The sequence below is a fragment of the Paraburkholderia sp. BCC1886 genome (genome assembly GCF_900996245.1).
Classification (GTDB): domain Bacteria; phylum Pseudomonadota; class Gammaproteobacteria; order Burkholderiales; family Burkholderiaceae; genus Paraburkholderia.
This window is the reverse complement of the sequence record NZ_CAAJGK010000096.1, coordinates 22,526-45,686: the sequence shown is the minus strand read 5'-3', so window position 1 is coordinate 45,686 and position 23,161 is coordinate 22,526. Positions and strand designations below refer to the sequence as shown.

General features: G+C 63.9%; 20 protein-coding genes. 9 read left to right on the top strand and 11 right to left on the bottom strand.

Annotated features, from left to right (window positions below):
- Positions 1-11: 11 nt before the first annotated feature.
- Positions 12-1,283 (bottom strand): anthranilate 1,2-dioxygenase large subunit AndAc, encoded by a 1,272-nt coding sequence (gene andAc / locus FQ746_RS28770; protein WP_144113193.1) that lies wholly within the window; start codon positions 1,281-1,283, stop codon positions 12-14.
- 194 nt (positions 1,284-1,477) lie between these two features.
- Between andAc and andR the strand changes: the two genes are divergently transcribed.
- Positions 1,478-2,440, top strand: coding sequence for an anthranilate 1,2-dioxygenase regulatory protein AndR (gene andR / locus FQ746_RS28765; RefSeq protein ID WP_144113192.1), 963 nt, complete (start codon positions 1,478-1,480; stop codon positions 2,438-2,440).
- 28 nt (positions 2,441-2,468) lie between these two features.
- Here the strand turns inward: andR and FQ746_RS28760 are convergent, their stop codons facing one another.
- Positions 2,469-3,365 carry an NAD(P)-dependent oxidoreductase gene (locus FQ746_RS28760; protein ID WP_144113191.1) on the bottom strand — a complete coding sequence of 299 codons (897 nt, stop codon included), beginning with the start codon at positions 3,363-3,365 and terminating at the stop codon, positions 2,469-2,471.
- Between the two features lie 66 nt (positions 3,366-3,431).
- Positions 3,432-4,760, bottom strand: coding sequence for an MFS transporter (locus FQ746_RS28755; RefSeq protein WP_409932446.1), 1,329 nt, complete (start codon positions 4,758-4,760; stop codon positions 3,432-3,434).
- 283 nt (positions 4,761-5,043) lie between these two features.
- On the opposite strand from FQ746_RS28755, the gene FQ746_RS28750 reads away from it, so the two are divergent.
- From FQ746_RS28750 to FQ746_RS28730, 5 genes are all read left to right on the top strand, one after another.
- Positions 5,044-5,964, top strand: a complete 921-nt coding sequence (locus FQ746_RS28750; protein ID WP_144113190.1) for a LysR family transcriptional regulator — start codon at positions 5,044-5,046, stop codon at positions 5,962-5,964.
- 123 nt (positions 5,965-6,087) lie between these two features.
- Positions 6,088-7,188 (top strand): tartrate dehydrogenase, encoded by a 1,101-nt coding sequence (locus tag FQ746_RS28745; RefSeq protein WP_144113189.1) that lies wholly within the window; start codon positions 6,088-6,090, stop codon positions 7,186-7,188.
- Between the two features lie 53 nt (positions 7,189-7,241).
- The gene (locus FQ746_RS28740; RefSeq protein WP_144113188.1) at positions 7,242-8,690 is read left to right on the top strand and encodes an aldehyde dehydrogenase family protein; all 1,449 of its coding nucleotides are present in this window, start codon (positions 7,242-7,244) and stop codon (positions 8,688-8,690) included.
- Positions 8,691-8,710: 20 nt separating this feature from the next.
- Positions 8,711-9,580 (top strand): Rossmann-like and DUF2520 domain-containing protein, encoded by an 870-nt coding sequence (locus FQ746_RS28735; RefSeq protein ID WP_144113187.1) that lies wholly within the window; start codon positions 8,711-8,713, stop codon positions 9,578-9,580.
- A 91-nt stretch (positions 9,581-9,671) separates the two neighbouring features.
- On the top strand, positions 9,672-10,274 hold the full coding sequence (locus tag FQ746_RS28730; protein WP_144113186.1) for a PAS domain S-box protein: 603 nt from the start codon (positions 9,672-9,674) through the stop codon (positions 10,272-10,274).
- A 251-nt stretch (positions 10,275-10,525) separates the two neighbouring features.
- Here FQ746_RS28730 and selA read toward each other — a convergent pair whose 3' ends face one another.
- The 5 genes from selA to FQ746_RS28705 form a co-directional block, all read right to left on the bottom strand.
- On the bottom strand, positions 10,526-11,989 hold the full coding sequence (selA, locus tag FQ746_RS28725) for an L-seryl-tRNA(Sec) selenium transferase (protein ID WP_144113185.1): 1,464 nt from the start codon (positions 11,987-11,989) through the stop codon (positions 10,526-10,528).
- A 171-nt stretch (positions 11,990-12,160) separates the two neighbouring features.
- Positions 12,161-12,886 (bottom strand): substrate-binding domain-containing protein, encoded by a 726-nt coding sequence (locus FQ746_RS28720; RefSeq protein WP_144113184.1) that lies wholly within the window; start codon positions 12,884-12,886, stop codon positions 12,161-12,163.
- 27 nt (positions 12,887-12,913) lie between these two features.
- Entirely contained in the window at positions 12,914-14,263 is a 1,350-nt protein-coding gene (locus tag FQ746_RS28715) for an MFS transporter (RefSeq protein WP_144113183.1), read from the bottom strand.
- 43 nt (positions 14,264-14,306) lie between these two features.
- The gene (locus FQ746_RS28710) at positions 14,307-15,404 is read right to left on the bottom strand and encodes a porin (RefSeq protein ID WP_144113182.1); all 1,098 of its coding nucleotides are present in this window, start codon (positions 15,402-15,404) and stop codon (positions 14,307-14,309) included.
- Between the two features lie 61 nt (positions 15,405-15,465).
- Positions 15,466-16,767 carry a gallate dioxygenase gene (locus FQ746_RS28705; protein WP_144113181.1) on the bottom strand — a complete coding sequence of 434 codons (1,302 nt, stop codon included), beginning with the start codon at positions 16,765-16,767 and terminating at the stop codon, positions 15,466-15,468.
- A gap of 489 nt (positions 16,768-17,256) precedes the next feature.
- On the opposite strand from FQ746_RS28705, the gene FQ746_RS28700 reads away from it, so the two are divergent.
- Both FQ746_RS28700 and FQ746_RS28695 read left to right on the top strand, forming a co-directional pair.
- Positions 17,257-17,481, top strand: a complete 225-nt coding sequence (locus FQ746_RS28700; RefSeq protein ID WP_144113180.1) for a hypothetical protein — start codon at positions 17,257-17,259, stop codon at positions 17,479-17,481.
- A gap of 81 nt (positions 17,482-17,562) precedes the next feature.
- Complete coding sequence (locus FQ746_RS28695; protein ID WP_144113179.1) at positions 17,563-18,888, top strand: MFS transporter; 1,326 nt, start codon at positions 17,563-17,565, stop codon at positions 18,886-18,888.
- A gap of 27 nt (positions 18,889-18,915) precedes the next feature.
- On the opposite strand, the gene FQ746_RS28690 is transcribed toward FQ746_RS28695, so the two are convergent.
- A complete protein-coding gene (locus FQ746_RS28690; RefSeq protein ID WP_144113178.1) occupies positions 18,916-19,680 on the bottom strand; it encodes an IclR family transcriptional regulator C-terminal domain-containing protein in 765 nt (254 codons plus the stop codon).
- Between the two features lie 123 nt (positions 19,681-19,803).
- Here FQ746_RS28690 and FQ746_RS28685 point away from each other — a divergent pair, with 123 nt between their 5' ends.
- Entirely contained in the window at positions 19,804-20,961 is a 1,158-nt protein-coding gene (locus FQ746_RS28685; RefSeq protein ID WP_144113177.1) for a CaiB/BaiF CoA transferase family protein, read from the top strand.
- 76 nt (positions 20,962-21,037) lie between these two features.
- Here the strand turns inward: FQ746_RS28685 and FQ746_RS28680 are convergent, their stop codons facing one another.
- Together FQ746_RS28680 and FQ746_RS28675 are read right to left on the bottom strand one after the other, a co-directional pair.
- Positions 21,038-22,039 (bottom strand): response regulator, encoded by a 1,002-nt coding sequence (locus FQ746_RS28680; RefSeq protein ID WP_144113176.1) that lies wholly within the window; start codon positions 22,037-22,039, stop codon positions 21,038-21,040.
- Positions 22,039-23,160 carry a hybrid sensor histidine kinase/response regulator gene (locus FQ746_RS28675; protein ID WP_144113175.1) on the bottom strand — a complete coding sequence of 374 codons (1,122 nt, stop codon included), beginning with the start codon at positions 23,158-23,160 and terminating at the stop codon, positions 22,039-22,041. Before FQ746_RS28675 ends, FQ746_RS28680 begins: the two co-directional genes overlap by 1 nt.
- Position 23,161: the final 1 nt, after the last annotated feature.

Below are 23,161 nucleotides of genomic sequence, written 5' to 3'. Positions count from 1 at the left end.
CTCTCCTGACCTCAATAGCCCATCAGTTTCTGGTAGCCAACCCAGAACTTGCGGATCAGACTTTCGGTGATGACCGTGTCCTGCTGGTCAGGATTGCCGCGCGACATTTCGATGACCGAGGTGGCGTCCGCATCGCGGATGGTGCCGCGCTGCACGAGTTCGGTCGCTTCGGTGTCTTCCATCGAGATATAGCCGGCCGGCCCGACCAGATTCGCCTGCTTGATGCGCAGTTCGCGCATCTCGGGCGTGTCGTCCGTGTAGCCGAAGAAATGGAAGATCAGTTCGAAACTGTTCGGCCCTTTCGGCAACAACTGACGCGCGACCAGCGTGTTGTGAATCTGCTGGATTACCAGTTGCGGGAAAATCGGCTGGATGTGGTTGGTCGTGTCTTCCGCGTATTCGGAAATATGACCGAGCACGCTGTCGTCTTCGAGCGAGAAGCCCTCGTCCATCGAGCGGATGTTCTGCTGCTTGTAGGCCGCCGACGTATCTTCGCCGGTCTTCGTCACGGTGATGATGCTGTGCAGACCATGCGTTGCGTCGGGAATCGAACGCGCCTTCATGCCCACGCGGAAAATATTGAAGGTCGTATGGAACAGATGCAGCATGCTCGCGTGATACGGATCCTTCACGTTCTCGAAGTAGAGCTTCCAGTTGGACTTGGAGAACTGCCGCGTGCAGCCGAGATATTCGATCGGCTTGTGGAAAATGCGATCGACCCACGGGCGCATTTCGGCGCCGAGGTAGTCGGCAAGCGGTCCGACTTCTTCGCTGAACGACGCGAAGACGAGGCCTTTATAGCTCTCCACCCGCAGCTTTCTCAAACTGTGGTTCTTCGGGTCGAAGTCGGCCGGCATGCCGGTCATGCCCTTCTGGCCGCGGCGGAACGGCACGCCCAGCAGGTTGCCGCTATTGTCGAAACTCCACTGGTGATACACGCAGGTGTGCGAGGTCGCGTTGCCGCGCGCTTTGCGGCACACCGACGCGCCACGGTGCGCGCAACGGTTCACCCACGCAGACAGGCTGCCGTCTTCGAGACGCGTGACCACGACCGGCGTATCGCCGACGAAGGTGCTTTTGTAGTCGCCGGCATTCGGAATCTCGGCTTCGAGCGCGACGAAATTCCAGGTCGGGCCGCGGAAAATCCGTTCCTGTTCGCGGTCGTACACCGCCTGCGAGCTAAAAACCTTATAGGGCACACGCGAACCGTCGTCGTGCGGAAACACCACGGCGTCCGAATCGAGCCGGTTCATGGGGCGAAGGGGGGACTCAACCATTTCCACGGTAGTTTCTCCATATTGTGTGGGACGCGTGTGCAAAATAAACTCTGCACTGCATGCGTGAAGCTATTTTTGGAGCGTCAAAATGAAGGGTCTATCCGATTCTGGCAGGTTGACGCCCCGCTTATCCGTTTCAGGCAGATTTACCTGGCCGCTCGTCGTTCGAGCCGGCTTGCCCTCCCTGTCCACGGGCTGTTATGCACCAGACTGACTTTCTTCCCCACGCGCTGCGGCGCCATCGGCTCTTCGAGTCGACCGACATCGACGAAACGCGCGAGCTGATTTCGCGCGTGATGCAGCCGCATTCGCTGATTCCGTCAGGACGGGGCAACGGTCGCTCGCATATGGATTTCGTCAAGATCGGCCGGCTCGGTATCGGCACGATCGCATTCGGCACGGCCATGCGCGTCAACGTGGAAGAGGTCGACGGCTATTACCTGATGATGTTCTGCATTTCCGGCGAAGCGGAAGTGAGCGTCGCGGGCCGCAACGTGCGCGTGAATAGCGAGCGCGGCATTCTGCGCGCGCCCGGCGAGCCGTTCAGCGCGCTGCTCTCGCCCGATTGCGAGCAACTGGTCATGCGCATCGACCCCGCGTCTTTCCGCGGCGACGACGACGCGCGCAAAGCGCCCAAACGCTTCGACCCGGTGGTGCCGCTGTCGAGCGACAGCATGCGGGCCTGGAAAGAACAGTTGCGGCTGGTAGCGAGTTCGCCGGAATTGCTCAGCAGCGCGTGCGCCAATTCAAACGTCGGTTCGAACGTGGAAGCGCTGCTGGTCAGTCTGCTCGACGCCGGTCGCACGAATAGCGCACAACACTACGCGGACCGCGTGGGTGTACCCGGCTTCGTGCGCCGCGCCGAAGAATTGATGCACGCGCAACTGTCCGCGCCGTTGCGTCTGATCGATATCGCCGAAGCGGCGGGCGTGCCGGTCAGAACGCTCTGCGACGGCTTCCTGCACTTTCGCCAGACGAGTCCGATGCAATACCTGAAACAACTGCGGCTCGAACGCGCGCGTCAGGCGATTCTCGAATCCCCGTCCGACGTCCGCATCGCCAGCATTGCGCTGGATTGCGGGTTCAGTCATTTGGGACGCTTTGCGATCAGCTATCGCGAACGCTTCGGCGAGTTGCCGTCCGACAGCGTCCGCAAGCGGTAGGCGATCAGCGATAAGCTGGAAGCGAGCGTTACTTCCCCTCGGCAACCAGTTCGTTGCCCGCCAGCAAACCCGGCAACTCCAGCAACGTGCGATGCGCGCCGCCCTGCTCCACAGCGCCGGCGTAAGTCGATTGCACGGCGAGCGCGATCGACTCCACCGCTTGCGCGTCACTTGCCATCGTCACGTAGTAACCCAGGTCCTTCAACGCATTCGACATGTAAAACGGCATGCCGGTCGGATCGCCCTCCAGCAGCGACGGACGCAACCGCTCCAGCGCCACGCCGCCACCGCCGCCCTTGGCCAGCACGTCGACGAAGGTTTGTGGATCGACACCGGCGCGTTGCGCGCACGCGGCCGCCTCCGATAACAGCGCAATCGTCCCCAGCGAAACGAAGTTGTGCAGCAGCTTCATGCTGTGCCCCGCGCCGGTCGCGCCGACCCGCGTGATATTTTCAGCGAACGTTTCGAGCAGCGGCAGGATGCGGGCGAACAGGCCCGGTTCCGCGCCCACCAGCAGGTTCAACCGTCCCTCGTGCGCTTCTTTCGCGGTGCGGGTCATCGGCGCGTCGACGAAAAGGCCGCCGGCTTCGGTCACGCGCGCCGCCATTTTGAGCGTCGACGCCGGCACCGCCGTCGAACAGTCGATCACGATCGTCCCCGGCTGCAGTCCCGCCAGCACGCCGTCCGCTGCGCCCAACACCGCTTCGACTTCGGGTGAGCCGGTCACGCAGAGAATGACGATGTCGGCTTCGCGCGCCAGCGCCGCACCGCTCTGCACGGTTTTCACGCCGCTCGCGCGCAGTTCGTCGAGCGGCTGGTTGCCGGGGTGTTCGACTACCGTCAACGGGTAGCCGTGTTTGAGGACGTTGCGTGCGATACCGTGACCCATCAGGCCGATACCGATCATTCCGATGCGCTGCGTCATGCTGATCTCTTTGAGTTTGTTGAGGCGTTCAGGAAGGTGAGTGCCGGCGAGTACGATTCGCCTGGGTCAGCGGTTAACGAGCCGTTTCGGCAGCATCAACGTCAGCACGAGCCCGGCGACCAGACAGCCGACCATCGAGAAGATCGGCAAGGTCATGCCGCCCGAGCTTTGCTTCAGATAGCCCACCACGTAAGGTCCGAAAAATCCCGCAAGATTGCCGAAGGCGCTGATCCATGCGATGCCGATGGCCGCCGCCGCGGTCCCGAGTACCGCCGTCGGCATGCTCCAGAACAGCGGCGGAAACGACAGCATGCCGGCATTCGCAATGCACAGCGCGAGCACGCCGAGCCATAAATTGTCGTGCCACAGCACGGACAGCGAGAGGCCCACAGCGCCCATCAACAGTAATGCCGCGACGTGCAGACGGCGCTCGCCGCGACGGTCCGCGCTGCGGCCGAACAGCACCATCACGACCACCGCCACCGCATTGGGCAGCGCGGCCAGCAGACCGATCACCAGATCGCTTTTGATACCCATCGAGCGGATCATGGTCGGCGCCCAGAACGTGTAGCCGTAGATGCCGAACACGTCGAGAAAATAGATCAGACAGAAGGCCCAGACCAGCCAGCTCGACAGCAAGCCCTTGTGATTCGCTTCGGCCGTGACGGCGCGGTCTTCGGCGAGCACGCGCGTGAGCAACGCCTGTTCGTTGATGCTGAAGTGCGGACTGCGCGTGACGTCGTCGTCGAGCCCGCGCCAGGTGTACACGGCGGCGAGAAACGCCGGCAGCGCCTCGAGGATGAAAATCCATTTCCAGCCCGGCAACTGCATCGCGCCGTCGAAGTACTGCATGATCGCGCCGGTCAACGGCGAGCCGATCAGCCCCGCCAGCGCCAGCGCCGCGTAGAACAGGCTGAGAATGCGCGCACGCCGGTGGCGTGGAAACGACTGGCCGATGTAATAGACGATGGCCGGAATGAAGCCCGCCTCGGCGACGCCCAGCAGACAGCGCATCACGTAGAACTGCATCGGCGTCGAAACGAACGCCGTCAGCCCGGAGACGATGCCCCACGTCAGCACGATGCGGGTAATCCAGCGTCGCGCGCCGACCCGTTGCAGGATCATGTTGCTCGGCACCTCGAACACCACGTAGCCGAGAAAGAAGATGCCCGCGCCAAAGCCGAACACCGCGTCGGAGAAGCCCAGTTGCTGCGCCATCTGCAACTTGGCGAAGCTGACGTTGACGCGGTCGATATAGGAAGTGATGTAGGCGAACATCAGGATCGGCAGAATCCTGAGCGCCAGACGGCGAAACACGGCGTCTTCGGTCACCGCGTCGTGCGGCGGAATAGCCGGCTCCGCGCCGCCGGAAGGGCGAATCGCATCGATGTCCACGTCTTGTCTCCGTTATTGGATATCTGGCCGGGCCTCGCGCGGTGCTGCCGGATTCGTGGACGGCAGGTCGCGATGGCGGGCCGCATCAATCTACCGCCTGCGGCGCGCGAGCGATATGCGAAATCCTTGAAGCGGGCGTTCGAATACTTCGAACGCCTGTCACGCGGGCCGGCAGCGCGCCGCACCCTGCGCGCTCCCAGGGTATTCCTTGAGTCCGCCGCGCTTCCCGCCGTTCGCACGAATGCCATACTGCGCGGCATGATTTGTCACGGAGTATCCGCTTTTGTTCGATCTCACTTCACTGGCTCTGTTTCTGCGCGCCGTCGAAATGGGCAGCCTGTCCAAAGCAGCGCAGCAATCGCATATGTCGTTGTCCACCGCGAGCCGGCGTATCGCGCTACTCGAACACCACTTCCGCGTGGCGCTGCTGAACCGCACCTCGGCCGGTGTCGAGCCGACGCCCGCCGGTGAAGCGCTCGCCCGCCACGCGACCGGACTCCTGCTGAAAACCGATGCGATCTACAGCGAGTTGTCGGACTACACCAAAGGCTCCGTCGGCCGCGTGCGGGTGTTCGCCAACATCTCGGCGATCAGCCAGGATTTACCCGAACATTTGCGCGCGTTCTCGCAGCGCTATCGTGACATCAAGCTGCATATCAGCGAACTGCGCAGCACCGACATTCTGCAGGCTTTACGCGAAGGCCGCGCCGACATCGGCGTGGTGACCTCGCAGGTCGCCACCGAAGGCATTCGGCTCGCACCGTATTGCACCGACCGCATCAGCGTCGTCGTGCCGCAAGACCACGTGCTGCAGGGCGAGGAGATCGAATTTTCCGCGCTGCTCGAACACGACATAGTCGGCCTCGACGACAAGGCCGAGGTCACGCGCCTGCTGGTGAAGGAAGCCGCGCTGCTCGGCAAGAGCATCCGCTTTCGCGTGCAGGTGCAGAGCTTCGAGGCGATGTGCCGGCTGATCGCCGTGGGCCACGGCGTCGGCGTGCTGCCCGAAGGCGCGGTCCGGCTGTTCCGCGAGCCGATGCAACTGCGCTTCATCCGCCTGACCAACCCATGGGCCGAGCGCGTGATGTCGGTCGGCATGCGCGCGGGCGCCGCGCCGTTGCCGGCGCGCATGCTGTTCGACTTTCTGAGCGCCATGGCGCCCGCCACGATCAGGCCGCCCGCGACCGGCGCAACGGTACGATGACACCGCGGCAAGCGGTATCGCGACAGCAGGCCCTTGCGAATATTCGAAGACTCCCGTTCCCCGATTCGCACTTCCTCCGCGCGCCGCCGTCCAGTAGATTGGTACGATAACTATGGAGACAGTATGACGACGACGCACAATATTGCGGTGATCGCCGGCGACGGCATCGGCAAGGAAGTGATGGTGGAAGGGCTGCGGGTGTTGCGCAGTGTGGCCGCACGCTACGACATCGGCCTTCACTTCGACGAATTCGCATGGTGCACCGATTACTACGTGCAGCACGGCACGATGATGCCGACCGACTGGGACCGGCAGATCCAGAAGCACGACGCGATTTTCTTCGGCGCCGTCGGCACGCCCGACATCGTGCCCGACCACACCGCCGTGTGGGAATCGATCATCAAGATCCGCCGCGATTTCGACCAGTACGTGAACCTGCGCCCGGTCCGCCTGATGCCCGGCGTGCCCGCGCCGCTCGCGAACCGCGTGCCCGGCGACATCGATTTTCTGGTCGTGCGCGAGAACACCGAAGGCGAGTATTCGTCGGTGGGCGGCCGCATGTTCGAAGGCACCGAGCGCGAATTCGCGACGCAGCAGTCGGTGTTTACACGTACGGGCGTCGACCGCATCCTGAACTTCGCATTCGAACTGGCCCGCAGCCGGCCGCGCAAGCAACTGACCGCGGCCACCAAGTCCAACGGCATTTCCATCACCATGCCGTATTGGGACGAGCGGCTTGCCGAGGCGGCGAAACGTTATCCCGACATCGCGACCAACAAGTTTCACATCGACATTCTGTGCGCGCACTTCGTGCAACATCCGGACCGCTTCGACGTGGTGGTCGCGTCGAATCTGTTCGGCGACATCCTGTCCGATCTCGGGCCGGCCTGCACCGGCACCATCGGCATCGCGCCGTCGGCGAACCTGAATCCCGAGCGGCGCTTTCCGTCGCTGTTCGAGCCGGTGCACGGCTCGGCGCCCGACATCGCCGGGCGCGGCATCGCCAATCCGATTGGCCAGATCTGGTCGGCGGCGATGATGCTGCAGCACCTCGGGCGCGGCGAAGCGCGCTACGAAGCCGCCGCACGAAGCATCGTTTCGGCGATCGAGAGCGTGCTCGCCAACGGGCCGCGTACGCCCGACATGGGCGGCACCGCCAATACCATCGAAGTCGGCACGGCAATCGCCGAAGCCGTCGACCAACACGCGCTGCTGACGCAATGAGCGGGCGCATTACCGACGCATTCGGCACGCAATGCACTGATCACGGAGTCATCATGGAATTTCGTCATTTCATCGGCAACACCTGGAGCGCGCCCGACAACGGCGCGACGCTCGACGTCATCGATCCGAGCACCGGCGAGCCGTTCGCCGCGATCGGCCGCGGTAATGCCGCCGACATCGACGCGGCGGTCGTCGCGGCGCGCGGCGCAATGGGCGAAGCGCTCGATGGTCCGTGGGCGACCCGCTCGCCCGCCGAACGCGCCGACCTGCTGTTCGCCTACGCGGCGGCCGTGCTCGAACACGGCGACGAACTCGCCCAACTCGAAGCGCGCGACACCGGCAAGGCGCTCAAGACCGCGCGCACCGACGCCGCCGTGCTGGCGCGCTATCTGCGCTACTACGCCGGCTGCGTCGACAAGCTGCACGGCGAGACCCTGCCCTACACCACCGGCTTCACGGTGCTGACGATCCGCGAGCCGATCGGCGTGACCGGCCACATCATTCCGTGGAATTACCCGATGCAGATTTACGGCCGCAGCGTCGGCGCGTCGCTGGCCGCCGGCAATGCGTGCGTCGTGAAGCCAGCCGAAGACGCCAGCCTGTCGATCTTGCGGCTCGCGGAAATCGCCGCGGAAGTCGGCTTCCCGGCCGGCGCGATCAACGTGGTCACGGGGCTCGGCAGCGAAGCGGGCGCAGCCCTGTCGGCGAACCCCGGCATCGGCCACATTTCGTTTACGGGCTCGACCGTGACCGGCGCGCTGGTGGCGCGCACCGCCGCCGACCGCCACTGCCCGACCGTGCTCGAACTCGGCGGCAAGTCGCCGCAACTGCTGTTCGACGACGCCGATCTCGACGAGGCGTTGCCGGTGATTCTCAATGCGATCGTGCAGAACGCCGGGCAGACCTGCTCGGCCGGCAGCCGGCTGCTGATCCAGCGCAACATCTACGAACAGGTGATCGAACGCCTGGCGGAGCGCTTCGCCGCGCTGCGCTCGGGGCCGCCCGCGATGGACCTCGACATGGGGCCGCTCGTCAACGCGAAACAGCACGCGCGCGTGCGCGGTCTCGTGCAACTCGCGGAGAGCGAAGGCATTCCGGTGGCGGGGCGCGGCAAGATCGTCGTCGAGGCGTCGCGCAGCGGCTTCTTTCAGGAAGCGGTGCTGTTCCGCGACGTGCCGCCGCAAAGCCGGCTCGCGCAGGAAGAGATTTTCGGTCCGGTGCTGGCCGCCATTCCGTTCGACGACGAAGCCGACGCCGTGAAGATTGCCAACGGCACGCCTTACGGACTCGTCGCCGGCGTCTGGACGCGCGACGGTTCGCGCGGTTTGCGGCTTGCGCGCAAGCTGCAGGCAGGCCAGGTCTTCATCAACAATTACGGCGCGGGCGGCGGGGTCGAACTGCCGTTCGGCGGCGTCAAGGCGAGCGGGCACGGTCGCGAGAAGGGCTTCGAGGCGCTGTACGGCTTCACCGCGCTGAAGACCATCGCGATCAAACACGGCTGACCCAACGCGCATCCGACACCATGGCGACTCTCAACATCATCGGCGCGGGGCGGGTCGGCAAGACGCTGGCGCATCTCATCGTCGCCAATCGCGTGCTCGAGATCGGCGATCTGTACGACAGCGACAGCGCGCACGCGCGCGAGGCGGTCGAATTTATCGGCGCGGGACGGCCGGTGGACGACCTCGGCGCAATGCGCGACGCGGATATCTGGCTGCTCTCGGTGCCCGATATGCAGATAGCCGCGGTGGCCGGGCAACTTGCCGCGCGGCTTGCCGAACGGCTTGCCGAACGGCGCACCGCTCAGCGGATTGCGGCTTCCGCGTCGATCGCCGTGCATTGCAGCGGCGCGCTCGATGCGGAGATCCTCGCGCCGCTAAGGGCAATCGGCTGGCGCGTGGCGAGCGCGCATCCGATGCTCAGCTTCGCGCATCCCGGCACGGCCGTGTTCCAGTTCGAGAACACGCCGTGTGGAATCGAAGGCGACCGCGAAGCCTGTTCGGTGTGGAGTGAAACGCTCGCCGCGATCGGCGCACGCTGCTTCGAGATTGGGCCCGGCAGCAAAACGCTTTATCACGCGGCGGCGGTCGTGTCGTCCAATTTTCTGCCGATCCTGGCGGCAATGGCCGTCGAGTTATGGCAAGCGGCGGGCATTCCCGATCCGTTGATTCAGGACATGATGCATACGCTCACGCGCAATGCGGCCGACAACGTCGTGGCGCTGGGCCCGCAGGAAGCGTTGACCGGACCGGCCGCGCGCGGCGACCGGGCGGTGGTCGACGCGCAATCGCATGCGGTTGCCGGATGGGATCCGGTGGCGCGCGAGGCTTACGACGCGCTGTCGTTGCTCGCGCAACGGCTTGCGCAGACGGGCAAGGTGCAGGCGGGCTGACGCGGCGAATTGCTTATATTTTTGTCGCACGTTACGCTGTGGCTCCAATTCGGTCCGCGCGTTCCGCCAGAGCCGGCGCCATCAAGCCGCCATGAAAAGCGACCTGTTCGAAGACCTCGTCACCAAGTCGGCAGACAACTCGCCCGACGCCATTTTTCTCGTCAACCAGCAGGGCCGTATCCGTCATGTGAGTCCCGCGTGCGTGGAGATTTTCGGCTACCAGCCGAGCGACTTCGTCGACCAGTTCATTATCGATTTCGTCGTTGCCGCCGATCGGGACGCGACCATTCGCGAAGCGAAAGAAGTATTGGCGGGCCGCAAGCGGGTCGGTTTCGAGAACCGTTACCGCCATAAGAACGGCAGCGACGTGTACCTGAACTGGTCGGCTCGCTGGCTGGAACACGAACAACTGCGGGTCGGCGTTGCGCGCGACGTGACGGAATTGCGCCGCCGTCACAATGTTCCCGACGCATTGCTGGCGGTGCTCGCGCCCTATGAGCGCAAGGTGCTCGAACTGTTGCTGACCGAGGCAACCGAGAAACAGATTGCCGAACGACTGGGTCTTGCCGTCTCCACCACGCATTCCTACATCACGACGATTTTCCGCAAATACAGCGTGCGCGGTCGCGCCGGTTTGATGAGCTTGTGGCTCAGGCATCTATCGACGGGTGGGATACAGCCCGGCGATAAATAAAACGCGGTTGGTATGAGCCGGCATTTTCGAATGCGCTGACTTGCAGCAAGTCCGCCGGCTTTGCGCTCGTGACGGACTCGGGTCTTCTCTCAGGTTTCTAGCGGGCCCGGCATAGCGTGGCTCGACGTTCGTGTTCCCGACACTGTCGTGACCGCTGCCTCGCTGCTCTCCGGATTCCGCTGCGGATGTTACCTGAGTCACCGTGTCTCACCTACCCTGCTAATCAGCAGGGTGCTGCGAGTTTTTCGCTGTTATTTCAGTGCTTGCAGCAGGCCGAGTTGCGCGATGAAGCCGGCTTCGTCTTCCAGACAGCGCAGGTCGAGCAGAAACCGGTTGTCGGCAATCCGCCCGATGACCGGCACCGGCAAACGCCGCAGCCGTTCCGCAAGTGTGTTGAGCGCTGAACCGGAGCGTGTGCCCACGGAGCTCAGCGCCAACGCCGCGCTGGGAATCACGTCGATCGGCAACGACCCGCTGCCCACCTGGCTCGCCACAGACACCACGTCGACCTGCCACGCTGCGCCGGGCGCCGACGCGCCGCGCGCCGATGCGCCGGGCGCCGCTGCGCCGGGCGCCGCTGCGCCGAGCGCCGCTTCCAGATGCGGCTTGACGCGCTGCGCGAGCGCCTCGATGTCTTCGGCCGAACGCGTGAGCAGGCGCAGCGTCGGAATGTCGTGAACTAACCGGTCCGGATGCCGGTAAGCGATCAACGTGGCTTCGAGCGCGGCGAGGGTCAGCTTCGAGACGCGCAGCGCGCGCTTCATCGGATGCCGTTTGATGCGCTCGATCAAATCCTTCCTGCCGACGATCAAACCGGCCTGCGGTCCGCCGAGCAGCTTGTCGCCGCTGAACGTGACCACGTCCGCGCCGGCTGCAATGACTTCGCGGACGATCGGCTCTTTCGGCAAGCCATATGCGCTCAGGTCGATCAGACTGCCGGCGCCGAGGTCGACGACCAGCGGCAAGGCATGCGCATGGGCGATGGCGGCGACCTCTTTCTCGCTGACTTCCGCGACGAAGCCGCTGATCTTGTAGTTGCTTGCATGGACTTTCATGAGCGCGCGCGTGTCGGAGGTGATCGCGCGTTCGTAGTCGGCCGGATGCGTGCGGTTGGTCGTACCGATCTCGACCAGTCGCGCGCCCGCGCTACGCATGACGTCGGGCACGCGGAACGCGCCGCCTATCTCGACCAGTTCGCCGCGCGAGACGATCACCTCGCGCTCGGCCGCCAGCGCGGTCAATACGAGCAGGACGGCGGCTGCGTTGTTGTTGACGACCGTCGCGGCTTCGGCGCCGGTCAGTTCGGTCAGCACGTCGTCGACGAGGTCGTCACGGTCGCCGCGGCCGCCGCTGTCGAGGTCGAACTCGAGATTGCAGGCTTCACGTAGCGCCATGTTGACGTGTGCCAGGGCGGACTCCGGCAGCAACGCGCGGCCGAGGTTCGTATGCAACACGGTGCCGGTCAGATTGAATACGCGTCGTAGGGAGAAGGTGCTGCGCTTGTTTAGCCGCTCGGCGGCTTGCTCGATGATCTCCGGGTCTTGCGGCGCGCAGAAATCCGGCTCGGGGAGATGGGCGCGCAAATCGTCGAGCACACCGCGAATGGCGTCGATGCTCGCGGTCCGGCCGAAACGCTCGACCAGCCCGGCGAATTGCGGGTCACGCGACAGGCGGTCGACGGAAGGAAACGGGCTCGACGGTTTGCTGATCGACATGGGCGGTGGTGGGTGAGGAGGTGAAAGACTGCTGGACTGGATGTCTGGGCGGGGCCCGGTCGTTCATTATAGTGAGGCGGTTTGAGGGGGAGGTTTTTCGGGGGTTGCGATGCGACGCGCGGTCGATCCGGCGATCGTTCGCAGCAAAGTAGTACGCCCAATTCCCACTCTTTACACCGGCTCCATCCCGTGCGCCCGTTTCACCCCAGCAGCCTCAGCAGAAGCTAAATAACCAATAAGCGCCCGCGCAGCCTCCCGCTGCACACACGCCGTACAAATAGCCGCCGAGAACACCGTAACCACGTCGACATCACCCGGCAACATGCCGACGATTTCGATCCCCGGCACATGCAACAGTTCGCTGTATTGCTGGAAACCCAGTTCGACCTCACCGCTCGCGATCAGCGAACCGACAGGCACACCCGGCGCCGCCAGCACGATACGTGATGCGATCGCGTCGGCAATGCCCCAGCGCTCGAACAGATTCGACAGATGCGTCCCGCTGGGCCCCGTCGAATAGCCAACGCTACCTGCAGAAAGAACAGCCCTGCGCAGCGCCGCTTCATTAGCGATATCGGGCCTCGCAGTACCGCTCGCGACTGCCACCGCCACCTGCGAGCGGGCGATATCGACCCGGCTGTCCGCCACCAGCCGCCCGGCTTCGATCAGCCGCGCAATTGCATCGGCCGCCAGCACGACCACGTCGAACGCCTCGCCCTCCAGAACCCGCCGCGCCGCTTCCACGCCGCCCGTCGCTTCGATCGCCACGGCCTGCCCCGCATCGCGGGCGTAGCAGTCGACCAGATCGACCAGCAGGTTACGGGTCGCCATCGACGAAATGCCGCTGACCGTGTGACTCGTGACTGGATCGTGCAAGATGCCCGGCAAACTCTTCATTCTCGATAACGCCGTTCGGTGCGCGACTCAGTGCGCGGTATTGGGTTGCACGGACGGTTCACCGACCCTCGCGCGCTGTGCCAGCAGGATCGCCACCGCCGCCAGCGTCGCCGGCACGGCGAGCATCGCGAGAATCGCGCCGAACTGCAGTCCGAAACCCAGCAACGCACCGCCGATCGCCGAGCCGAAGATGCTGCCGAACCGGCCCATGCCGAGCATCCAGCTCACACCCGTTGCACGCGCAACGGTTGGATAACGGCCGGGCGCGAACGCATTCAGTCCCGTCTGCGCGCCGCTCATGCAGAATCCCGCAGCAAACACCAGCAATGCGAGCGACGAAGACAGCGCACCGATCCACGCGAGCCCCAGCACACACAATCCGCCGCCGAGATACGCCGCGCTGATCACCGGCGCCGGGCGCACCTTATCCATCATCCAGCCGACCAGAATCGCGCCGATGGTTCCGCCGATCTGGAACATCGCCGTCACGTTGGCCGCGGACGACACCGTCAAGCCGGCGTCTTTCATCAGCGTCGGCAACCAGCCCGTCAGCAGATAGATGACCAGCAGCCCCATGAAATACGTCACCCACAACGCAGCCGTCAGCACGCCGTAGCCGTGCGAGAAAAGCACGCCGATGGGTTTGCGCGTGGGCAGCGGCGGTTCGCTGGACACGAACACTTCGTCGCCGGCAAAACGCTCGCCGCATACCCGGCCCAGTACTTTGCCGATCCGCTCGGGCGACGCGCCGCGCACCGCGAGCAGCCGTGCCGATTCGGGCAGGAGCCACACTTGCAGCGGGATCAGTACGAGCGGCAGCGCGCCGCCGAAGATCAGCACCGAACGCCAGCCATGGTCGGGAATCAGCCAGCCGGCAACGAAGCCGATCAGTGCGGAACCGAGATTGAAGCCGGTGAACATGATGGTGATCAGCAGCGAGCGCTTGCGCTGCGGCGCGTACTCGGAGAGCAAGGTCGTCGAGTTCGGCATCGCGGCGCCGAGCCCAATGCCGGTCAGCAGGCGCAGAACGGCCATCTGCACCGGCGACTGCGTGAACGCCGTCGCGATGGTGAACACGCCGAACAGGAACACGGAGGTAATCAACACCCACTTGCGGCCGATGCGGTCGGAAGCCGGCCCCGCGGCCAGCGCGCCGATCACGAGACCCAGCGGCGCCGCGCTCATCACCAGACCGAACGCGGGTCGCGAGATGCCCCAATCGTGGATGATCGAGGGCGCGACGAAACCCATGATCGCGACGTCCATGCCGTCCGCCGTCACCACGAGAAAGCACAGCGCCACCAGTAACCACTGGTAGGGCGAAATGGATCGCCCGTCGATAAATGCCTTGATGTCGATTGTTCGTCTTGTAGTCATTGATTTACTTCTGCCTCCTTCATGCAACGGGTCAGGACTCTTGTTAGAAGCGCGTGTGAATACCGATGCGGGCGATGGCCTGCGTGGCGTTGCTCGACGCGCCATCGGCACTGTTCAAGCCGTTGATCTGCGCCTGCGCCCCGGCGTTCGCACGCTGATACAGGCCCAGCACGTAGACCGTGGTGCGCTTGGACAACGCATAGTCGACATTGCCGCCGACCTGGTGCGCGTGGTTGTCGTCGACGGTCTGGTTGCCCTTCATGTACATGTACGACACGCCTGCGCTGAGTGCCGGCGTGAAGTTGTAATGCGCGCCGAGCGAGCCTTCGTATATCGCACCGCCGTTCGCCGAGTTGTGCACGGTCGTGAACAGCGCATTGGCGATCCACGAACCAAACCGGTAGTGCGTGCCGACACCCCAGTTGCGCACGCTCACGTCGGCGGCGCCGGCCGTGTAGTACTTGATGTTGGTGAACGCGGCATTCGCGCCGAAAGAACCGGCGGCATAGTTCAGTGCGAAGCTTTGTGAGTTACCCGAACCAATCGACCCGGCCACGCCGCCGAAGCCGTACATGGCGCCCGCGCTGAAGCCGCCGACAACCGGCGTGACGTATTTCACCGAATTCGCAACGCGCTCGCCAGCCATGCGGTCCCAGTCGAAATCGCCGGTGGCGTTCGACGGCAATGCCAGTTTCTTGAACGGACCGGCACGAAAATCGTAGAAATGGCCCGAGATTTCCGCGGGATCGTCGCCGGCGAAATACAGCGAGTCCGTCATGAAGTCGTACTGATTACCCAAGGTCAGCTTTCCGAGCCGGTCGTTGACGAGCCCAACCAGCGACGTCCGGCTGAACAGACTCGAATTGGGCATGAAGCCGCCGTTGTCGACCTGAAACTGATCGACCAGTTCGAAGATCGCCCTGGTGCCGCCGCCCAGATCTTCAACGCCTTTGAAGCCCCACAGGTTCGGACCGTTCACGCCGTCGTCCATCTTGACGTTGTGCTTGCCGGCCTGATTGCTCACATATGAAATGCCCGTATCGATCATGCCGAACAGCGTCACGCTGCTCTGCGCGTGCGCGGCTGTCGTCGCCAACGTGGCGCTCAACAGCGCGAGGCCGACTTTCTTGTTGCTCTTCACCTTCTATCTCCAGACACTTTTTAATTGGTTTTGAATTCGTCGCCTGCTCAGTTCTTATTGCTCAGTTCTTACTTTTTCCCGTGCTGTCCCAATCGAGTTTCCCCGCCGTTTTTCCGGCGACCGAATACAGCGCGCCGGGTGCGTTACGGGTCTGCTGAAACGCTTCCAGCGTTTCACCGCGCATGGCGGCGTAGATGTGCAGATTCGATACGCCGGTCACCGCGCCGAGTTTCTCGAGCATGAAAAAGATCACCCCGTAATGCAGCAGACCGCGCCAGTCGCGACGGCGAATCAGATCGCGCTCGGTATCGCTCAGGCCGGCCGCTTCGAAGCTCGCTTCGGGGTCGGCAAGAAACGCTTCGCGATGCGCGGGTTCGACCATCCGGTGCAGGTAGTCGTTGATGCGATAGGCACGCACGGCGACTTCGATCGAGAACGGATACGTGCCTTCCAGCTTCTCGACATCGGTCAGTTGAACCGCCATACGCTGACGGTGCCGCTCGATGACCGACGGCTTCGTTTCATTCCCTTCGCCTTCGTAGATAGCCGTCGCAATCCCGGCCATGGACGGCAGGTAGTAGCTGCGATGCTTGCACACGACGTTCGCCGACAGCGCGCCACGCATGGTGAGCCACATGACCACTTCCGCGCCCTCGAAGCCGCCGAGTTCCGCGTATTCGGCAATCGTCATTTCCGCCAGTTGTTCGGGGTCGTTCTCGAACAGATCGAGAAAGCGCTGATCCCATGCCGTGTTGTTGAAGCCCGCGCGCTCGCCGTGAACCTGGTGCGACAAACCACCGGTCGCAACGATCGCCACCTTCAGGTCTTCGGGATAACTTTCGATGGCACGCCGCAATGCCTGACCAAGCTTATAAAAACGGCGCGCGCTGGGAACCGGCAGTTGCAGCACGCCCATTTGCAGCGGCACGAGTTTCACGGGCCATTCGGGCTTGTGCGGGCACAGCATCGACAGCGGCGAAAAGCAGCCGTGATCGAGCGGCTTGTTCTGGAAGAACGACATGTCGAACTCGTCGGTCATCAGCGAGGTGCCGATGTGCGCGGCCAGTTCAGGATGTCCTTTTATCGGCGGAAGATCGCGTGCGCCACCGCCCTCGTCGGCGACCTGCCATTGCGGCCCGACGCCGAGCGTGAACGCCGAATAGTGGTCGAAGAAGAACGACGTGACGTGATCGTTATAGATGACCAGCAGCACGTCCGGCTGCTTCTCGGCGAGCCAGTCGGCGAGCGGTGCGAAGTTGTCGAAAATCGGCGCCCATACGGGATCGTCGCGCTTGTTCTTGTCGAAAGCGAAACCGATCGTTGGGGTGTGCGATGCAGCGATGCCACCGATGATCCTTGCCATGCCTGTACTCCTGAAAATTCCAGATGCCGCCGGACTCACGCTCACGCCCGGCGAATACTCGATAAGGTGCGCACCGCGCAAAACCGGATGAATCGGCTAGGGAACGCGTGCAGGGGAGACAGCATGCCGCCCCGTTGGGAAGCGAATATAGAAATCGCCGGTAGCGCCCGGAAGGGAGGGTTAACCACGTGTCATTGCGATTATCCGCTCCGACTGAACGCCCCGGCGGATCGCACAGGCGCTCGAAAAGCCCTGCAAGCCGCGCCGGAGCGAGCGCGGTCGTCATCGCGGCAAGCCGGCTTTTGCGCGGAACGATAAGCCGCGTTGCTTGCAGCCCATAAATAGAACAGATGGCTTGCTCAGGCACATCGCAAATCGCGACAGGCAAGTACTCAAGGTTAACCACGATTTTTTCGACCTCGTGCCAACCGTAAAATTTATGAAATGATATTTCTCCTAGCGAAATACTCGATCAACCGGTAGATCACCATGACGACATCCCTCTCCGCCCCACGTCTCAATCCGCCTGCCGATGCGGAGCAGGTGGGCACGCCGTCCTTTCTCGGTGCGACTGCGCGCCGTTTGAAGGCGCGGCCGGAAGATCTGCGTTTCGAGACCGGCCCGGAAGACACGTATCGCGCCACGCTCTACAACATCGAAACCTTCTTCGGCTGGGTCAGCGATTCGGCTGCATTCATCGACGCGTTGGGCTGATCCACGCGGACAGGCACGCAGCGCCAGCGATGCGAGGCGTCGCATTCACCTTTAGCGACATAGAAGAAAACGGAGACCGTCATGCTCACCCCTCGCTCGTCTGCTCTCGACCGTTCCACGTTATCCACGCCCGATACCGTGCAATCGGACGACGTGTATCGCAAGGTCGCCCGGCGCGTGCTGCCGCTGCTTTTTCTCGGCTATATCCTCGCGTTTCTCGACCGAATCAACATTGGCTTTGCGCAGCTTTCGATGAGCCGCGAGTTGAATCTCACGCCGCAGCAATACGGTTTCGGTGCCGCGATTTTCTTTGCGGGCTATCTGATTTTCGAAGTGCCCAGCAATCTGCTGCTCGAAAAAATCGGCGCGCGCCGCACGCTGTCGCGCATCATGATTCTGTGGGGTATTGCGTCGGGCTCGATGGCGTTCGTCGGCAGCGCCACGCATCTGTATATCGTGCGTATTGCGCTGGGTGCGGCGGAAGCCGGCTTCTTTCCAGGCGTGCTGTTGTACCTGACGTACTGGTTCCCCGCGGGACAGCGAGCCCGCATCATGTCGATCTTCATGCTGCCGCTCGCGTTCGCCGGTTTTATCGGCGGCCCGCTATCGGGATGGATGATCGGCAACATGCCAACCGTGCTGGGCCTGAAGGGCTGGCACTGGATGTTTCTCGTCGAGGCGGCGCCCTCCGTCGTGCTCGGCTTCGTGTTGTGGTTCACGTTGCCCGACGGTCCAAACGACGCAAAATGGCTCAACGAGACCGAGCGCGACCTGATCCGTCAGGGACTCGACGATGCCGCGCCGACTGCTCCGCACGGCAGCCGGGCGCCATTCTGGTCACTGCTCGCGCGGCCACGCGTGTACGCGCTGTTCATCGCCTACTTCGCGTTGAACGCCGGCATTACGACCATCGGCGCGTTCTTGCCGGCCATCGTCAAGAGTTCCGGCTATGCGAGCGCGGACTTTCAGATCGGCCTGCTGGTCGCCGTGCCCTATCTGGTCGCGGCGCTCACCATGTACCTTTCGTGCCGCAGCGCGGACCGCCGCCGCTCGCGGCTTATCTGTCCGGCCGCGTTCGCACTCGGCGCGGCCGGTTATCTGTGCGCGGCGTCGCTGCACGGCATCGGCGGATTCGGGCTGGGGCTCGTGATGATGGTAGCCGGCGTGCTCTCCGGTTATCCACTGTTCTGGGCAACCGCGTCCGACATGCTGCCACGCGATACCGCGGCGGGCGGCATCGCGCTCGTCAGTTCGGTGGGCATTGCCGGTGCATTCTGTGCGCCGATCATCGTCGGCAAGCTGGCGGCGGCGAGCGGCGTGTACACCGCGTCGCTGCTGGTGATGGGGACGTTTCTCGCCATCGGCGCCGTGGCGCTCTTCGTCGTGCATCGACATGCTTCCGTCTGACGCCACACGATGCGAACGCGTGCGACGCTAGCGGTGAACGATATCGGCGGCGATCTGCCTGCTGAGTTCGATCAGTCGTGCGCCCCATTTCGCTTCCAGTTCGTTCAGCGACATGGCCGACGAATGCACGACCAGGTTCACGCTGGCCACCGGTTCGTCGTTGACGATGACAGCGACGGCGAGCGCCCGCCCATTGGTGAGCGTCTCCTGATCGGCCACCGCGTAGCCGCGTTTTTTGACGTTGGCCACGAGTTTGCCGAAAGCGGCTGCATGGCGCGCGAGGTCGAATTCGTCGTCGCCGCGCGCGGCCAGCTGGTCGATGAGCGCCAGCCGCCGCGCGTCCGGCAGGCTGGCGACGAACGCGCGTCCCAGTGCCGTCTTCAGCAAGGGCACGCGCGAACCGGGTTTGCGATTCACCGACAGATAGCCGGGCTCGCGGCTGGTGTTGAGTATGACCATTGCGTCGCCGTCGAACACACCGAGTTCGACCGGCCAGCCGGCGGCCGCGCGCAATTCGTCGAGCCGGGGACCGGCGACGTCCATCAGCCAGCGTTGCGGCTCGTAGCCGTTGGCGAGACCCAGCACGCGCGGTGTCACGGTGTAGCGGCGTTGCGCGTCGCCCGCGTTCAGATAACCCGCGTGCTGCAGCGTCTCGACGATACGGACCAGCGTCGGCTTCGAAATACCGGTCGCGCCGTGCAGGTCGCCGATGGTCTGCGGACCGCGGTCGTTGATCGCGTGCAGGACCTCGAGGCCGCGCAGCAGCGCGCCGATCGGCTCATAGGAAGGCATGGTCCGGACTCCGTGGTGACATCGAGAACTGGCGGCAATAAAGCAGAGATTGTAGGGGATCGGCGCGGCTCATTTCCAGCAGGCGCAGCCGGATCGTTTAACGGAACAGGTGGAGTGACGAACATGAGTGGACCTTTGGCAGGCGTACGTGTGCTGGATCTGACCTCGGTGGCAATGGGGCCGTACGCCACGCAGATTCTCGGCGACATGGGCGCGGACGTGATCAAGATCGAAGCGCGGCAGGGCGATGTGTTCCGGCATGTGTCGCCGTGCGCGAACGAAGGCATGGGAGCCGCGTTCCTGAATCTGAACCGCAACAAGCGCAGCGTCGTGCTCGATCTGAAGACGCCGGAGGGACATGGCGCACTGCTCGAACTCGTGCAGAACGCCGACGTGCTGGTCTTCAACGTGCGGCCGCAATCGATGCGCAAACTCGGGCTGGACTACGCGACGCTTGCCGCGCTCAATCCGCGGCTGATCTATTGCGGTGCGTACGGCTTCTCCGAAGCCGGTCCATACGCAGGCCGTCCCGCATTCGACGACATCGTGCAGGCCATGAGCGGCGCCGCGTCGCTGCAAGGCCACGGCAGCGCGGACGGTCCCGCCTACATGAACACGATTCTCGCGGACAAGGTCGCGGGTCTGACGATCGCCTATTCGGTGTCAATGGCGCTGTACGAGCGCGAACGCTCCGGTCAGGGGCAATCCATCGAAGTCCCGATGTTCGAGACCGTGGTGTCATTCCTGCTCACCGAGCACCTGGCGGGCAAGACGTTCCGGCCCGCGCGCGGCGACACCGGTTACGACCGCGTGCTGTCGCCGCACCGGCGGCCCTACCGGACAAAAGACGGCTATCTGGGATTGCTGCCGTACACCGATGCGCAATGGCGCCGCTTCTTCGAAGTAGCCGGATGCGCCGGCTATGCCGACGATCCGCGCTTCGCGAAAACGGCGGCGCGCAGCCGCCATATCGACGCGCTGTACGAGATCGTCAATAACGTGATTGCTTCGCGCGGTACCGATGAATGGATGAGCCTGCTCGGCGATGCGGACCTGCCGGTGACGCGCGTGGTGAGTCCGGACGAGTTGCTCGACGACCCGCACTTGCAGGCCATCGGCTTTTTCCGCGACGACGCGCATCCCACGGAAGGCGCGATTACCACGATGTCGATTCCGGTGACGTTCTCACGCACGCCAGGCGACGTGCGGCGGCTGGCGCCGAATCTCGGTGAGCACACCGAGGAAGTGCTGGGCGAGCATACCGCGGCGAAGAGCGGATGACCGCACGATCCGACGCCCAGGTTGAACGGCGGCCTTCGCTGCGCCGCCGTGCCACCGTCTTGCCGCTTTGCGTCGATCAGAACTGCTCGATCCACGTCGCCAGACGGTCGGCGGGAAACTCGGTGCTGTGCTGGATCGGGCGCAACACGACGGCATTCGCTTCCCGCACGGGCTCGAACGCAATCGCATTGCCGTCCAGCCACAGCAGGCTCGCGAGCCATGCCGCGTGCCCGGCCGATACGGTTGCGCTAGCCGGATCGCCGAGAAATTCAGCCAGCGCCGGCAGGTCTTCCCAGACGAGCGTGTCGCCATCCCGACGAACCTTCACGCCCGCTTTTTCCAGCACGTCGGCGAGCGCCGCTACCGCGTTGCCCGGACCGGGTTCGACGCGCCGCTCGCGCAGCGCGGCAAGCGTGGACGCTACCGCGTGACCGAACACGCCGCCGCGAGACCCTTCGCTCGCCACCAGATCGGAGTAGTCGATCAGCAGCCAGTCCGGCTCGCTGCCTTGCACATCGGCGAGCACCGCGGCCGCGAGATACGTCTCGACAGGCTGGAACCGCTCGGGGCCGATCAACGTGGCCGACAGCGAACGGATCAACCCGATGCGCGTGGCCAGCGTCTGCTTTTGCAGCACGCCGAGCTTTTCGCGCATCAACTGGTCGCGCTCCTTGCGCAGTTCGGCCAGTTCGAGCGCCTGCTTCAGTTCGATGCGCAGCGCGGTGATGTCCCACGGCTTCTTGATGTAGCGGTGGATATGACCCAGGTTGACGGCCGCGACGGTCTGGTCGATTTCCGAGTACGCCGTCGTCAGGATCCGCACGATATGCGGGTACCGTTCGCTCGCGTAGCGCAGCAGTTCGTTGCCGAATTCGCCCGGCATGCGCTGGTCGGAAACGAGCACCCCGACCCTGTGGCCGTGCGCGTCGAGTAGCGCCTTGCCCTCTTCCACCGAGCCGCCGGTCAGCACCGGCGCCAGGCTGCCGATGGCGCGCTGGAAATATTTGACGGCCGTGGCTTCGTCATCAACGAAGATGATCGCCGGTGCCGAGTCTTGCGTGGCATTCGCTTCGTTCATTAAAAACTCCTGTCCATTTGACCTTTGATATGGGGGAAATCCAGCATGACGGTGGTACCTCCCCCTGACGTGGACTCGATCCGGATGCCGCCACCACAAGACTGCATGACACGGTTGCAGAGAATCAGGCCCAGCCCGTTGCCACCCGATTTCGCGTGGGTGGTGACCGGGTCCGTCAACAGCCGGTTCTTGATCTCAGGCGGAATGCCTGGGCCGTTGTCCCACACGCGGATGCTCGGGGTCGGCCCGGCCAGCACGGTAAAGCGCACCGCCGGCGAGGGGACCTCGGAGAGCGCGCGCAACGCGTTGGACAACAGCGAAGACAGCACCAGCGCCACGCAGTTCGGCTGCGTCGTCACGGCGAAGTCTTCGATTACCTCGACCTGGATCCACGAACGTTGCGTGGTCGCGAACGGGTAGGTGTCGAGCAGGGCGGCGACGAGTCCTTCCGCCGTGATCTCGCTGCGGGCTTCGCTCTCCGCCGGTTGGCGCCGGCCGTTGTGGATCGAGCGCCAGAACGACGAGAGCACCGCGATGCAATACTGCGCGCTCTCGCGCATCGCCCGGGCGGCGCCGTCGACATCGCGCGGCCCGTCCTGCTCCACGCCATCGCCGCTTTCAATGCTGCGCGCGTTCAGCGCGATGGACGCCAGCGGCGTATTCAGTTCATGCGCTAGAAACGCGAGGGTTTCGTCCATCGCCGTGAGGCGCTGATTCTGCAGCGCGCGTTCACGATAACGCTCGAACGCGAGGCGCAATGTATCGCGCACCGCGGCGACCGTCAGCGGCTTTTCGAGAATGCGGAATACTTCGCCCGTGTTGACCGTTTGCATCAGCACGTCTTTGTCGGCGTAGGCCGTAACGAGAATGCGCACGATGTGGGGGTAGTCCAGCGCGACCTGCCGCAGCAGTTCGCCGCCGTCGCCGCCGGGCATGCGGAAATCCGTGACCAGCACGGCGATGCGGGCGCTGTCCTGCAGCAGGATAGCGAGCGCTTCGGCGCTGGTGCGCGCCAGCAGAACCTCGTAGTCCGCGCCGACCGTGCGGGCAAAATACTTGCACGCCAGTTCTTCGTCGTCGACGTAGAGGAGAGTGGGCCGTGCGGCCAGGAGGTCGTTCATG

Coding starts and splice junctions, on each gene's coding strand:
- FQ746_RS28705 (WP_144113181.1), bottom strand. CDS start 16,767: ATGGCAAGGATCATCGGTGGCATCGCTGCATCGCACACCCCAACGATC.
- FQ746_RS28685 (WP_144113177.1), top strand. CDS start 19,804: ATGAGTGGACCTTTGGCAGGCGTACGTGTGCTGGATCTGACCTCGGTG.
- FQ746_RS28730 (WP_144113186.1), top strand. CDS start 9,672: ATGAAAAGCGACCTGTTCGAAGACCTCGTCACCAAGTCGGCAGACAAC.
- FQ746_RS28695 (WP_144113179.1), top strand. CDS start 17,563: ATGCTCACCCCTCGCTCGTCTGCTCTCGACCGTTCCACGTTATCCACG.
- FQ746_RS28720 (WP_144113184.1), bottom strand. CDS start 12,886: ATGAAGAGTTTGCCGGGCATCTTGCACGATCCAGTCACGAGTCACACG.
- FQ746_RS28700 (WP_144113180.1), top strand. CDS start 17,257: ATGACGACATCCCTCTCCGCCCCACGTCTCAATCCGCCTGCCGATGCG.
- FQ746_RS28735 (WP_144113187.1), top strand. CDS start 8,711: ATGGCGACTCTCAACATCATCGGCGCGGGGCGGGTCGGCAAGACGCTG.
- FQ746_RS28690 (WP_144113178.1), bottom strand. CDS start 19,680: ATGCCTTCCTATGAGCCGATCGGCGCGCTGCTGCGCGGCCTCGAGGTC.
- FQ746_RS28675 (WP_144113175.1), bottom strand. CDS start 23,160: ATGAACGACCTCCTGGCCGCACGGCCCACTCTCCTCTACGTCGACGAC.
- FQ746_RS28715 (WP_144113183.1), bottom strand. CDS start 14,263: ATGACTACAAGACGAACAATCGACATCAAGGCATTTATCGACGGGCGA.
- FQ746_RS28745 (WP_144113189.1), top strand. CDS start 6,088: ATGACGACGACGCACAATATTGCGGTGATCGCCGGCGACGGCATCGGC.
- FQ746_RS28740 (WP_144113188.1), top strand. CDS start 7,242: ATGGAATTTCGTCATTTCATCGGCAACACCTGGAGCGCGCCCGACAAC.
- andR (WP_144113192.1), top strand. CDS start 1,478: ATGCACCAGACTGACTTTCTTCCCCACGCGCTGCGGCGCCATCGGCTC.
- selA (WP_144113185.1), bottom strand. CDS start 11,989: ATGTCGATCAGCAAACCGTCGAGCCCGTTTCCTTCCGTCGACCGCCTG.
- FQ746_RS28760 (WP_144113191.1), bottom strand. CDS start 3,365: ATGACGCAGCGCATCGGAATGATCGGTATCGGCCTGATGGGTCACGGT.
- FQ746_RS28680 (WP_144113176.1), bottom strand. CDS start 22,039: ATGAACGAAGCGAATGCCACGCAAGACTCGGCACCGGCGATCATCTTC.